The 13,277-nt window shown below is 60.4% G+C and carries 14 protein-coding genes; 5 read left to right on the top strand and 9 right to left on the bottom strand.

Translation table 11 applies throughout. From position 1 onward, the window contains the following. Positions 1–40 precede the first annotated feature (40 nt). The 3 genes from HDC30_RS10515 to HDC30_RS10505 all read right to left on the bottom strand — a co-directional run bounded on the left by HDC30_RS10515 (position 41) and on the right by HDC30_RS10505 (position 1,986). Complete coding sequence (locus HDC30_RS10515) at positions 41–1,321, bottom strand: HAAAP family serine/threonine permease (RefSeq protein WP_027613177.1); 1,281 nt, start codon at positions 1,319–1,321, stop codon at positions 41–43. 252 nt (positions 1,322–1,573) lie between these two features. Then, positions 1,574–1,744, bottom strand: coding sequence for a hypothetical protein (locus HDC30_RS10510; protein WP_007965765.1), 171 nt, complete (start codon positions 1,742–1,744; stop codon positions 1,574–1,576). Positions 1,745–1,791: 47 nt separating this feature from the next. Then, positions 1,792–1,986 carry a hypothetical protein gene (locus HDC30_RS10505; RefSeq protein WP_096795935.1) on the bottom strand — a complete coding sequence of 65 codons (195 nt, stop codon included), beginning with the start codon at positions 1,984–1,986 and terminating at the stop codon, positions 1,792–1,794. A 229-nt stretch (positions 1,987–2,215) separates the two neighbouring features. Between HDC30_RS10505 and HDC30_RS10500 the strand changes: the two genes are divergently transcribed. The 5 genes from HDC30_RS10500 (at position 2,216) to HDC30_RS10480 (ending at position 6,453) form a co-directional block, all read left to right on the top strand. Then, complete coding sequence (locus HDC30_RS10500; protein WP_096795934.1) at positions 2,216–2,599, top strand: tautomerase family protein; 384 nt, start codon at positions 2,216–2,218, stop codon at positions 2,597–2,599. Positions 2,600–2,806: 207 nt separating this feature from the next. Continuing rightward, on the top strand, positions 2,807–3,331 hold the full coding sequence (locus HDC30_RS10495) for a cysteine hydrolase family protein (protein ID WP_183782813.1): 525 nt from the start codon (positions 2,807–2,809) through the stop codon (positions 3,329–3,331). A gap of 139 nt (positions 3,332–3,470) precedes the next feature. Further along, on the top strand, positions 3,471–4,439 hold the full coding sequence (locus HDC30_RS10490) for a 2-hydroxyacid dehydrogenase (protein ID WP_103367859.1): 969 nt from the start codon (positions 3,471–3,473) through the stop codon (positions 4,437–4,439). Positions 4,440–4,595: 156 nt separating this feature from the next. Further along, entirely contained in the window at positions 4,596–5,663 is a 1,068-nt protein-coding gene (locus tag HDC30_RS10485) for a phosphotransferase family protein (protein WP_096795931.1), read from the top strand. A 22-nt stretch (positions 5,664–5,685) separates the two neighbouring features. Beyond that, positions 5,686–6,453 (top strand): SDR family oxidoreductase, encoded by a 768-nt coding sequence (locus HDC30_RS10480; RefSeq protein WP_007965755.1) that lies wholly within the window; start codon positions 5,686–5,688, stop codon positions 6,451–6,453. Between the two features lie 182 nt (positions 6,454–6,635). On the opposite strand, the gene HDC30_RS10475 is transcribed toward HDC30_RS10480, so the two are convergent. The 6 genes from HDC30_RS10475 to HDC30_RS10450 form a co-directional block, all read right to left on the bottom strand. Beyond that, positions 6,636–6,857: a hypothetical protein gene (locus HDC30_RS10475; protein WP_045122399.1), complete on the bottom strand. Its 222-nt coding sequence runs from the start codon at positions 6,855–6,857 to the stop codon at positions 6,636–6,638. A 753-nt stretch (positions 6,858–7,610) separates the two neighbouring features. Further along, positions 7,611–7,868 carry a DUF1652 domain-containing protein gene (locus HDC30_RS10470; RefSeq protein ID WP_027613184.1) on the bottom strand — a complete coding sequence of 86 codons (258 nt, stop codon included), beginning with the start codon at positions 7,866–7,868 and terminating at the stop codon, positions 7,611–7,613. Positions 7,869–8,002: 134 nt separating this feature from the next. Continuing rightward, entirely contained in the window at positions 8,003–9,499 is a 1,497-nt protein-coding gene (locus HDC30_RS10465) for a helix-turn-helix transcriptional regulator (protein ID WP_183782811.1), read from the bottom strand. A gap of 181 nt (positions 9,500–9,680) precedes the next feature. Beyond that, positions 9,681–10,574: a LysR substrate-binding domain-containing protein gene (locus tag HDC30_RS10460; RefSeq protein ID WP_183782809.1), complete on the bottom strand. Its 894-nt coding sequence runs from the start codon at positions 10,572–10,574 to the stop codon at positions 9,681–9,683. Between the two features lie 5 nt (positions 10,575–10,579). Next, positions 10,580–12,793 (bottom strand): xanthine dehydrogenase family protein molybdopterin-binding subunit, encoded by a 2,214-nt coding sequence (locus HDC30_RS10455; RefSeq protein WP_183782807.1) that lies wholly within the window; start codon positions 12,791–12,793, stop codon positions 10,580–10,582. Further along, positions 12,793–13,257, bottom strand: a complete 465-nt coding sequence (locus HDC30_RS10450; protein ID WP_183782805.1) for a (2Fe-2S)-binding protein — start codon at positions 13,255–13,257, stop codon at positions 12,793–12,795. Before HDC30_RS10450 ends, HDC30_RS10455 begins: the two co-directional genes overlap by 1 nt. Positions 13,258–13,277: the final 20 nt, after the last annotated feature.

Here is a 13,277-nt window from a genome sequence, read left to right as displayed (position 1 = left end):
CGCACAGCGGCCACTGTAGCTGAGTCTCTGGCGCTTTGGCTTACGCCGTCAGCGAATAAATCACCGCCGAAATGGCCACCAGACCGACCAGGGTAACGAATACGTTCGACGCCTGACCGCGATAGCGCGCCATCGCCGGTACTTTACGAATCGCGTACATCGGCATCAGGAACAGGATCGCCGCAATCACCGGACCGCCGACGGCCTCGATCATCCCGAGAATGCTCGGGTTCAGGGTTGCAACGATCCAGCACACCACCAGCATGAACGCCGCCACGATACGATCCAGCGCTTTGGCGCCCGGACGCTTGCCGCTCTTGACGATCAGGCCCTTGAGGCCTTCGCTGGCACCGATATAGTGGCCGAGGAACGACTTGGAGATCGCCACAAAGGCAATCAACGGCGCCGCAAAAGCGATGGCCGGATTGCTGAAGTGGTTGGCCAGGTACGACAGGATCGACAGGTTCTGCGCTTTGGCTTCGGCCAGTTGTTCCGGCGACAGGGTCAGCACGCAACTGAAGACGAAGAACAGCACCATCACCACCATCAGCAGGTGGGCGCGGCAGAGGATCTGCGAGCTGCGCTGCTCCGCATTGGCACCGTAACGACGCTTCTGGTCCACCGCGAAGGCCGAGATGATCGGCGAGTGGTTGAACGAGAACACCATCACCGGAATCGCCAGCCACAGTGTGTGCAGCAGTGCCGACGGTGCCGGCACTTGCGAAGCGGTGGTAAGAATGCCGCCATTCCAGTGCGGAATCAGGTACACCGCGAGGAACAGCAACGCGACGATGAACGGATACACCATCAGGCTCATCGCCTTGACGATCGCCTGCTCGCCGCAACGCACCACGGCCAGCAGGCCGAGGATCAGCACGAACGACAGCAGCGCGCGCGGTGGCGGCGTGATGTGCAGTTGGTGTTCGAGGAAGCTGGCGACCGTGTTGGTCAGGCCGACGCTGTAGATCAGCAGGATCGGGAAGATGGCGAAGAAGTACAGCAGGGTGATCAGCGCGCCGGCCTTGATGCCGAAATGCTGCTCGACCACCTCGGTGATGTCGGCGCCTTCGCGACCGGAGAGCACGAAGCGGGTCAGGCCGCGGTGAGCGAAGAATGTCATCGGGAAGGCCAGCAGCGCGAGGATCACCAGCGGCCAGAAGCCACCCAGACCCGCGTTGATCGGCAAAAACAGGGTACCGGCGCCAATGGCCGTCCCGAACAGTCCCAACATCCACGTGGTGTCATGGCGATTCCAGCTCGACAGTTCAGCTGGTGCTGCCGCTTCATAGCGTGCGTCGACGCTATTGGCCTGATCATTCATCCGGTCGGATCTCCGCATTCCGGTCACTTGCCACTCGGTCAGGACGCGTCGGAAAAAACCGACAGACATGCTCCGGCCGAAACAGGGGCGCGATTCTCCGCGATAAATGAGCAGAAGCAAAGACTTAGCTGAGGAATGGTTGTACGGAGCAGATCAGCGGGTTGTCGTTTTCGGGAAAATGGCTGTCGGCTCCAGATACGTTAGATGTCGTTTTCCGGCAAGTTTCAATGGAATACGAGCGGGAAGATTTGATCAGATCGATCGAGCCAGCATGAATCCGAGTGACATGCAAAACAGGCCGAACGCTAGCATTCCCCAGATTGGGTACATATCGCCCTTGTTTTTGATGCGCATTCTTTCTTCCCACTCATCGTGCTCACGTTCCAGTTGTTCCATTCTGGCTTTGCGATCATAGGTACTCATGTGGATTTTCCTTTGGATCATGGGTCGGACGGTTGTGAAACGAACATTCAAAACTTGAAGAAAACACCTGCTGCTGCGGTGATTGCTGTCACCACCCCAGCTATAACTGCGAGCGGATATAAATTTGTCTCTCTCTTAAGCTTTTTTTCCTCCGCCAATAGCTTTTTCCTCTCGGCCACAAGCTTTCTTGACTCATTCTCCAGCCTGTCGAGTTCCAGATTTTCAAGATCGTTCTTGAGCATTTGCCTTCCTTGGCTGTTGGCAGTCACCGCCCGAGCTACTGTATGCCTCATCATTTCTTGTTCATCGGCAGCCGCATAGCAGACGCATCCGCCAAATTCGTAGGCAAAATCCGCGAAAAACGTAGGTAGCCTCGTACAAAAACAGCGGCGAGCTCATCACCCCACACTTTCAATCTGGCCGACATGTTCTAGCGTGAGACAAGTCCCCTACCCAACGGAGTCTCTGCCCATGCCCCTCGTCCGCGTCGAAATCAAAAAACACTCTGACCCCACCTTCGCCAAACGCATCGGCGAGCAGATCTACGCCGCCATGCGCAGCACCATCAACGTGCCGGAGCACGACAACTTCCAGATTCTCAACGAGCACGACGGCGAGCATTTCATCTTCGACCCGCAATACCTGGGCATCCAGCGCAGCGATCGGTTGGTGATTATCCAGATCACCCTCAATGAAGGCCGGACGCTGGAGCAGAAAAAAGCCCTGTACCAGACCATCGCGCACAACCTGAACACCCAACTGGGCATTCGTATGGAAGACGTGTTCATCAATCTGGTGGAAGTAAAAAAGGAGAATTGGTCGTTCGGCAACGGCATCGCTCAATACGCCAGTTGACAGCCCTTCGCCGCCGCCAGCATGATCGGCGGCATGAACGTTCGCCCGCTGCACCTCACCCGTACCACCACGACCGCCACCGGCGGGTCGTGGTGTTGCTGCCTGAGATGAATCCAGCGCAGTGAACCCAAGGCCCCGCCAGCAATGGACGGGGCTTTGTTGTTTCTCCCGTCCGTGCGGCTTTTGCAGCCCTCAAGGAGAAACATCATGTCCGCAGCATTGTTGATCATCGATATGCAGGTCGGTCTGTTCCATGGCCCGGAAAAACCCCACGACGGCGAGCGTGTGCTCGCCAACATCCAGCAGCTGATCCGCCAGGCACGCCAGCAACGCGTGCCGATCTACGCCGTGCGCCACACCGGCCCGGCAGGCTCGCCGATTGCCGCCGGCAGCCCCTTCTGGCAATTGCTGCCGGAACTTGACCTGAATGCCGAGTCCGACCACGTGTTCGACAAGTCCCGACCCAACGCCTTCCATGGCACCGATCTGGCGCAGCAACTTAAAAGCCGAAACGTCGAAGATCTGTACCTGGTCGGCATGAAGACCCAGTTCTGCATCGACGCCACATGCCGCGCCGCTGCGGATCTTGGCTTCAAGCCGTTGCTGGTGGCCGACGCCCACACTTGCATGGACACCCCGGCATTACCCGCCCACGTCATCATCGAGCACCATAACGCCACCCTCGGCAGAGCATTTGCACGGCTGATCAACAGCGCCGACGTGAGCTTCTGACGAAGCGCCCGCGCGCTCCCCGTTTCAGCTCCTACACTGGCTGAAGCGGGGCTGCGGCCACCATTGCCAAACCGCTCTGGAATCAGCACTCTGACACGACTTTCGCGACCACACCGTCATAGATCACAGGAGCCGCGCAATGCCCGCCACCGTTCTGGTACTGGTTGAAACCATCAATGACTATCTGCCGATTCTCGAGCATCAGGGTTTTCACCTGATCCTCGCACCAACCCCTGCCGAACGTGCGCAAGCCATCGCCAGCCACGGCGCAAGGATCGACGCGGTGCTGACCCGTGGCCCGCTGGGACTGACCGCTGAGGAAATCGCCGCCCTGCCGGCGCTGAAAATCATCACCGTGATCGGCGCCGGTTATGAACACGTTGACCTGCAGGCTGCCAGCGATCGCGGGATCACCGTGACCAATGGTGCCGGGGTCAACGCTTCGTCGGTGGCCGATCATGCGATGGCGATGCTGTTGGCGCTGGTGCGCGACATTCCGCGCTGCGACGCGGCGGTGCGCCGGGGTGAATGGCCGAAGATCATGCGCCCGTCGCTGGCCAATAAACGCCTGGGGATTCTCGGCCTGGGCGCGGTGGGCATGGCGATTGCCAAGCGTGCTCACCTCGGTTTCGACATGCAGATCAGTTATCACAACCGTCAACTGCGCAGTGATGTGCCCTATGCGTTCTGCTCGACGCCAACCGAACTGGCGCGGGCCTCGGACTTTCTGATCGTCGCCACGCCGGGCGGGATTGGCACCCAGCATCTGGTGACTCGCCCGGTGCTCGACGCCCTTGGCCCGAACGGTTTCATCGTCAACATCGCGCGGGCCAGTGTGATCGCCACCGCTGAGCTGATCAGCGCCCTTGAGCAACGGCGGATTGCCGGCGCCGCACTGGACGTGTTCGATCACGAACCGCAGGTGCCAGATGCGCTGAAAACCCTGAGTAATGTGATTCTCACGCCACACGTCGCCGGCCTGTCACCCGAGGCCACCCAAGGCACGGTGGAACTGGTGGGAAAAAATCTCGTGGCGTTCTTCTCAGGGCAACCGGTGCTGACGCCCATCGCCCTGCCCCCCAGGCTCAACAACCAGCGCGTGCATTGAAAAGAGCCGGCAGCGCCCTGCTGCCGTACCTATTCGAAACGCTGATTATCCTGCAACACGCTAACCTATAAGACCGCTGCGCGCTTGTGGCCGCCCGAGTGCGCCATTAGATTAGCCAATGATGTCTGGCCTCCAAAATAAGCAGAAGGGATAAGCATGGCGCTTACTGACCAGTCCACCCGTATCCGCTCTGGCGAAGAACTCGATGCCAGCCTGATCGATCCGTACTTGAAGAGGCACATTCCGGGGCTGACCGGCACGCCGCAGATCAGCCAGTTCCCCGGCGGTGCGTCGAACCTGACTTACCTTCTGGAATACCCGCAGCAGGAGTTCGTGCTGCGCCGGCCGCCGTTCGGCCACAAGGCCAAATCCGCCCACGACATGGGCCGCGAATTCCGCATCCTCAATCAACTGCGCGACGGTTTCCCCTACTGCCCGAAAGCCTACGTGCACTGCACCGACGAGTCAGTGATCGGCGCCGAGTTCTATGTGATGGAACGGGTCAAGGGCATCATCCTGCGCTCCGACCTGCCGCCAGAACTGGGCCTTGATGCGGCCAAGACTGAAGCACTGTGCAAGAGCTTCATCGACCGTTTCGTCGAACTGCACCGGGTTGACTACAACGCCTGCGGCCTCGGCGATCTGGGCAAACCTGAAGGCTATGTCGCCCGCCAGATCAAGGGCTGGAGCGAGCGCTACGAAAAAGCCCTGACCCCGGACGCGCCGCACTGGGAGAAAGTCAAAGCCTGGCTCAACGACAAGATGCCGGCCGACCATCCGACCTCAAGCATCGTCCACAACGACTATCGCTTCGACAACGTGATCCTTGACCCGAACAACCCGATGCAGATCATCGGCGTGCTCGACTGGGAACTGACCACCCTCGGCGATCCGCTGATGGACCTGGGCAACACCCTCGCCTACTGGATTCAGGCCGATGATCCGGCACCGGTGCAACTGATGCGCCGCCAGCCGAGCCACGCCCCGGGCATGCTGACTCGACGCGAATTCGTCGATTACTACGCCGAACGCTCGGGCATCCAGATCGACAATTTCGACTTCTACTACACCTACGGCCTGTTCCGTCTGGCCGGCATCGTGCAGCAGATCTACTACCGCTTCTACCACGGCCAGACTCAGGACAAACGCTTCGCGCAGTTCATTCACATGAACAAACTGCTGGAGCACATGAGCCTGCAGGTCATTGCGAAATCGAGCCTCTGACGGCTTACACCAAGGAACCCTTATGTCCAAGACTCAGTTGTTCGACCTCGACGGCAAAATCGCATTCGTCTCCGGCGCCAGCCGTGGCATCGGCGAAGCCATCGCCAAACTGCTGGCCCAGCAAGGCGCCCACGTGATCGTCTCGAGCCGCAAGCTCGAAGGCTGCCAGCACGTCGCCGACGCGATCATCGCCGCCGGCGGCAAGGCCACCGCCGTGGCCTGCCACATTGGTGAAATGGAACAGATCAGCCAGGTCTTCGCCGGGATCAAGGAACAGTTCGGTCGCCTCGATATTCTGGTGAACAACGCGGCGACCAACCCGCAGTTCTGCAACGTGCTGGACACCGATCTGGGTGCGTTCCAGAAGACTGTCGACGTGAACATCCGTGGCTACTTCTTCATGTCGGTGGAAGCCGGCAAGCTGATGCGCGAAAACGGTGGCGGCAGCATCATCAACGTCGCCTCGATCAACGGTATTTCACCGGGCGTGTTCCAGGGCATCTACTCGGTGACCAAAGCAGCGGTGATCAACATGACCAAGGTCTTCGCCAAGGAATGCGCGCAATTCGGCATCCGCTGCAACGCCTTGCTGCCGGGCCTGACCGACACCAAATTCGCTTCGGCCTTGGTGAAGAATGACGCGATCCTCAAGCAGGCACTGACGCAGATCCCGCTCAAGCGCGTGGCCGATCCGAGTGAAATGGCCGGGGCGGTGCTGTATCTGGCAAGTGATGCATCGAGCTACACCACCGGGGTTTCGCTGAATGTGGACGGTGGGTTCCTGTCCTGATCTCTCTGACAAATGATTAACCCTGTGGGAGCAGGCTTGCTCGCGAAGTCGGAGTGTCAGGCAGCATTGCCTTGAATGACACACCGCATTCGCGAGCAAGCCCGCTCCCACAGGGGTTATCCGTAAGACAGTGACTTTGGGTAATGGCCTGACAAAGTGCACCGGCAAGCACCCCTACAGCACTACTGCGTGACACACCGGGTGGTGGTGATATGCCGGGTGACCTGCTCGTCAACATACATATCGCCCGACACCTGAGTGTTTTCCAGGGTCTGACAGGTACGCACCGGCGGTGGTGGCGGTGCAGCAGGAGGCGGTGGCGGAGGACTGGCGCAGCCGCTCAATAGCGCGACAGAGAAAGCCAGCGACAACGGCAGATACACGCGTTTCCCAGGATTATTCATAGGACGACCCGCGATGAATGGAAGAGCCACTTCCGCCATCGCGCACGAATATCGCGGATGACGGAAGACCTGACCACTCATTCTTTATAGCCGACTACCCTGTAAGCGCCAGTGAAATGGAGGGAGATGGAGGAATTGGCTGTCGATTTTGCGGGGAGGAAAATCTGTGTGGGAGGGGTACATCAACAAGAGTTTTTTGACTGGAAGGCCGCCATCGCTGGCAAGCCAGCTCCCACAGGGGTTGAGTATTCCTGACTGAAATGGGTCAGCTGTCAGGCCGCCTTCGCGAGCAAGCCCGCTCCCACAGTTGGAATGGGTGTGTTCAGTTGTAAATGGGTCGGCTGTCAGGCCGCCATCGCCAGCAGGCTGACTCCTGCAATTCAGAGAGCGAGCCCCCCATGCGGCGAAGCCGCCCCACTCAACACAATGAGCGTTAGCTCGAGTACCGCTTTTGATCTGAGGGCCTGTCGGCAGGCTGAGTGGAGGGATTTGTCCGGGGGTGGGAGCGCAGCGACCGTTTGGCGCAGCCAAACACAGCGAGAGGAGGTGCAGCGAAGCAAACCGTAGGCGCTGCCCCCCGGATGAATCCCGCAGCGAAGGAACCCGAGCCCAGGCGAGGGCCGAACGTCAGGGTAAAGCCTTTTTGGTTACTTTTTCGGCGTCTGGAAAAAGTGACCCGCCGTAAGGGCGGAACCCTAAGCAGCCATAACCGCAGCAACGGATATACACCCAAAACAAACCAACACCAAAACCCTAGGCCATATCCGGATCCCGAGCAGCCCGCAAAGAATTGCTCTCCAACTCATACCGCAACTCATCAACCAACGCCGCCACAGCCTCCGGCGTACGCAACGCATTGAGCTTCAACCCGCTGATCACCAGATCCACCTGCCCCGAATCCGGGTGATACAACTTCACCGTCAGCGAATGATCCCCATCCACTGAACACTCGCACGCCAATGGCGAAAAACTCTGTTCGAGGCTGGCGCGCAACTGCGCAAGATTCATCATGGAGCCTGTTCCTTTAGCTGTTTCGAAGGGAGACGATCCCAAGCCAACAGGCTCGTATCGCACCCCAACAGACTAAGAACTGCCCTATCTCACCAGAACCTGCATTTGCACCGCATCAGCTAGTGCATTTGCACCTACCGCTGACCCTTCGCGCCGCGCTCGCCAGAAAACAGACCACGCTCCCGCGCCCAGACAATCGCCTCGCTGCGGCTGTGTACATCCAGCTTGGAATACACGGTAGCCACATGATTGCGCACGGTATTCGGCGCCAGTTTCAGGCGGGCGGCGATCTCCTTGTCGGCCAGGCCTTCGCAGATCAGCCCCAGCACGTCGCGCTCACGCGCCGTCAGGTCAGTGAACGACACGCTCGGCAGTTGCGGCGAGTTGACCTTCTTCACATTGGCCAGTTTTTCGATCAGCGTCCGGCTGAACCATGATGCGTCCTTCATCACCTCTTCAATCGCCGCCACCAGCTCCAGCTCGGTGCGCTTGCGTTCGGTGATGTCCATCAACACCAGCAGATAGCACGGCGTGTCCTGAATATTCACGGTGTCCGCAGACACCGCGCACTCCAGCAGATCCGCGTCCTTCTTGCGCACCCGCACATCGACCCGATCCACTCGTCCGCTTTTCGCCAAGGCGGTCAGCAGTCGGGCCCGCGCACCATCGTCGTCAATGAAATTCAGCTGCGTCACGGTTTTGCCGACAACGTCGTCACTCTCGTACGCCAGGGTGTCGAGGAACGCCTGATTGACATCGATCACCTGCTGTTCGTCGGCGGTGCAGATCAGAATCGGCACAGGAGTCAGGCGGAACGCCTTGGCAAAGCGCTCTTCACTCTGACGCAGCGCAACTTCGGCCTTGTGGCGCAGCTCCATGTCGACGAAGGAAAACAGCATGCAATCCTCATCATTGAGCATCAACGGTTGCCCGGCGACGATCACTTGCTTGCTGCCGCCATCGGGCAGGCGCAATTGAGCCTGCATCTGCGGAATCGTCGCCACATCGCGCAGGCGCTGGATCGCCAGATCCTTTTGCTCGGCCTGCTCGAAGATGTCTATTTCATAGGCCGAGGTGCCGATCACCTGCTCGCGGGTGTAACCGGTCATCTCCAGAAACCCCGGATTGACCTTGATGTAGCGCAAATCACTGAGGCGGCAGATCACCGCCGGCGCCGGGTTGGCATTGAAGGTCTTTTCGAAGCGCTGCTCGGCGTTGGCCCAATCGGTGACGTCGCTCATGATCAGTACCAGCGACTCCGGCTGCCCTTCGCGGTCGGTCAGGATCATGCTGCGCACGCTGTGCACCCAAACGTGCTCGGGATCGTTTACGGCAGACACTTCGATCAGCACGTCGTTGAACGCTTCGCAGCGTGCAGCGCGGCTGATCGGGTAGTGTTCCGGGGGCACCGTATGATTGTTGCGATAGCGCAGGCTGAAGCGCTTGGCATACTCGTCGGCATTAGTGCCCAGCTCACCGATCCGGCTGACACCGTGCATCGCCAGCGCCGCCTCATTGGCCCAGAGGATGCTCTGATCGAGCTCCAGCAGAATCACCCCGTCGGACAGCCCGGCGATGATCTGCTGCAGCTGGCGACGGTTGGTTTCAGTGGTCAGGACTTCCTGGCTCATTGGATCTCCACAGGGAATTCGCGTGTGAAGATTACGACCGCAGGCGTTCGTGATCGTGCCGAGCACTTCAACAACACCACAAATCCCTGTAGGAGTGAGCCTGCTCGCGATAGCGGTCTGTCAGCCACATCAACGCTGACTGACACACTGCTATCGCGAGCAGGCTCACTCCTACAGGGGATCAATGGTGATCTGAAGATTCCACCAGCTCGCGCAACGTATCGAGAAACAGCTTGAGCACCGGCGAGGCATCATCCGCCCGGTAAGTCGCATACAACGGCACCTCCGGCAGCGCCGGTGTCAGCTTGCGAAACACCAGCCCTGCCGGCGCCAACTGCTCGATAGAAGCAGGCAACAGCGCCACCCCGAAACCGGCGCGCACCAGACTGAGCAAGGTCTGCACCTCGATCACCTGCTGGCGGATCTGCGGGGTGAATCCGGCCTGAATGCAGCACTGATAAAGGAAGTTGGCGAACCGCGACTGCTTCAGTTCTAGCGCGACAAACGGTTCCTGTGCCAGATCCGCCGGGGCCAGAAGCTCGCGGCTGGCCAGCGGATGATCGGCCGGCATCACCACATGAATCGGCTCGTAGATCAACAACTCGTTGCGCAGCAACGGATCGTCATAACCCACGCGGAACACGCAGGCATCGATACGTTTTTCCTTCAACGCCTTGACCTGCGCCGCTGGGGTCATTTCATGCAGGCGCCAGTTCACCTGCGGATAGCGCTCGCGAAACAGGTGCAGGGCCTTGGGCAGCACGCCGACCATCACCGAACTGATCATGCCGATTTCCAGCTCGCCAAGCTGCCCGCGCCCGGTCTGGCGCGTCAGATCCAGCGCCCGTTCCAGTTGTTCGAACACCAGCGGCGCCTGCTCCTTGAGCATCTGCCCCGCCGCTGTCAGTTCGACCCGGTGGTGACTGCGCTCGAACAACGGCGTGCCCAGCTCCTCCTCCAGCAGGCGAATCTGCTGGCTCAGCGGCGGCTGGCAGATGTGCAAACGCTCCGCCGCCCGACCGAAATGCAGCTCATCGGCCAGAGCCATGAAGTACCGCAGCAGACGCAGGTCCATGGCGCTTACCCCAGACTCAGCGGCGTTGAGCGCTGGCGCACGCCGGTCAGCGCAAACAAGGCGTTGGCAATCGCCGGCGCCACCGACGGACTGCCCAACTCGCCTACGCCACCGGGTTTTCCGGGCTCGCCGTCCATCACCACGATATCGGTGGCCGGCATGTCCGACATGCGGGTCACGCGGTAGTCGTGGAAATTGCTCTGCACCACTCTGCCCTGTTGAATGTCGAGGCGATCAAACAACGCATGACCAAGACCCCACATCAAGCCGCCGTAGATCTGCTCCTCGACCCCGCCGGGCGAAACCGCCAGACCGCAATCGACCACGCAGGTCAGCTTCTCCACTTTCGGCTTGCCATCGACCATCGCGACCCGCGCCACCACCGCAATAAAACTGCTGTAACCCTGATGGGTCGCAATCCCCAGCGCAGTGCCCGGCGGCAATGACTGGCCCCATCCGGCGCGTTCGGCAGCCTGTTTCAGCACCGCCACATGCCGTGGCCGCTCCTGCATGTTGGCCAGACGGAACGCCAACGGATCCGCGCCTGCCGCATGGGCCAGTTCGTCCATGAAACTCTCGACGGCAAACACATTGGGAATAAAGCTCACCGAGCGATACCAGCCGCTGGGCACATGGCTTTCGTGCTTGACCCAGTTCAACTGCAGGTGCGGCGGACGGTAGGCGAAGTCCCACGCGGTGATCGCTTCGGTAGTGCTGTAATCCATGTGATCCGGGCGTTCGAAATAGCCCGGCTCCCACTGCTCCGGCGAGGCCGGTGACACCGCGTGCAGTTGAAGTGCGTTGAGTTTGCCTTGGGCATCCAGCGCGCCTCTGACCCGGTGCAGCGTCGCCGGGTGATTGAACAGTGCGTGCATTTCATCTTCGCGACTGTTCAGTAATTTCACCGGCACACCTATCTGCTGCGCCAGATACGCCACCTCGAACAACCAGTATTTGGCCTCCCGCGCGCCGAAGCTGCCGCCGGACACCAGCTCATTGATGGTGACCTTCTCCTTGGCGATGCCGCATACGGTTTGCGCCGCTTCCAGCGCCGAAGACGGCACCTGCACGCCGCCCCAATAAGTGATCGCCTTGTCCTGCACGTGCGCGGTGATACAGATTGGCTCGAGCGGGTTCTGCACCTTGTACGGCATGCGGTAATCGGCTTTGATCAGTTGCGCCGCGTGCGGCCATTGCGCGCCGACATCGCCATGCGTCATGGCTTTGATGGTTTGGCTGTTCGGGTCGGAAATAGCGGCCGCCTGGGCCTTGGCCAGTTCCGCGCTGTCGAACCCGGCCAGCGGCGAATCGCTCCATTTGATCTCCAGCACTTTGCGCCCCTGCTGCGCCGCCCAGAACGTCTCGGCCAGCACCGCGACGCCTTCCAGATTGCCGCCGAGCACGTCCGGGCGCCCGGGGACTGCAAGCACCTGGCGCACGCCCGGCACCTGCAATGCCGCCGCCGAATTCACGCTGACGACTTTCGCCCCGACCACCGGCGCGCGCTGAATCACCGCCACCAGCATCCCCGGCAACTGCACGTCGATGCTGTACTTGAAGCGCCCGCAGACCTTGGCCGCGGCATCGCGCTTGTGCCGCAGTTTGCCGATGTATTTGAACTGCGCCGGATCCTTCAGGGTGACGTGGGCCGGTGCCGGCAGATGCGCCGCCACCCCGACCAGTTCGCCATAACCGAGGCTGCGTTTGCTGGACAGATGAACCACCCGACCTTCTTCGGTGCTGCAACTGTCGGGGCCGACCTTCCATTGCTTCGCTGCCGCTGCGATCAACAACGCACGGGCCGTGGCCCCAGCCATGCGCAAGCGCTCGTATTCCAGCGACACACTGGTGCTGCCGCCGGTGGAGAACACTTTCCAGATCGGGTGAATGTAGGTGTCGAAGAACGGATCTTCCGGGGTGATCACCTGCACGGTCATCGGGTTCACATCCAGCTCTTCGGCCACACACGCGGCCAGCGCTGTTTGCGTGCCGGTGCCGGAATCGTGTTTGTGCACCACCAGTTTCACTGTGCCGTCGGGGAAGATCCGCACCCAGGCGTTGGGCTCGAATTCGGTGGCCGGCGCCGGAGCTTTCGGGTCGCTGGCGGCGCTGCCGGAGGGCAGATACAAGGCAATCGCCAGGCCCGAAGCCACCGTCGCTGCTTGCTTGAGAAAGACCCGGCGTGACGGCTCGTTCAAGGTGTCGTCGCGCAGGCTCATCACGCCTCCTTCGGCGCGTTCGCCGCGCGCTTGATCGCTTTGTTGATCCGCGCGTAAGTGCCGCAACGGCAGATATTCCCCGACATCGCATTGCGGATCGAATCGTCGGTTACCGCCGCGCCGGTGTTGAGCAGCGCCGCGGCGGACATGATCTGCCCGGATTGACAGTAGCCGCATTGCGGCACATCTTCGGCGACCCAGGCCAGTTGCAGCGGATGGCTTTCGCTCGGTGACAGACCTTCGATGGTGGTGATGCTGTGGCCCGCGACGGCGGCCAGCGGCAACTGGCAGGAACGCACCGCGACACCGTCCAGATGCACGGTGCAGGCGCCGCACAGGCCCATGCCGCAGCCGAATTTGGTGCCGGTGAGTTTCAGTTGATCACGCAGTACCCATAACAAGGGCATGGAGGGGGACGCCTCATCCAGCTCGCGTCGTTCGCCGTTAACCGTGAATGCGATCATTGTCAGGCTCCAAAAGAGCG

This window comes from Pseudomonas sp. JAI115, from assembly GCF_014200835.1.
GTDB lineage: Bacteria > Pseudomonadota > Gammaproteobacteria > Pseudomonadales > Pseudomonadaceae > Aquipseudomonas > Aquipseudomonas putida_A.
Note: the sequence above shows the minus strand (reverse complement) of the source record. Positions and strands in the feature narration are given on the sequence as shown.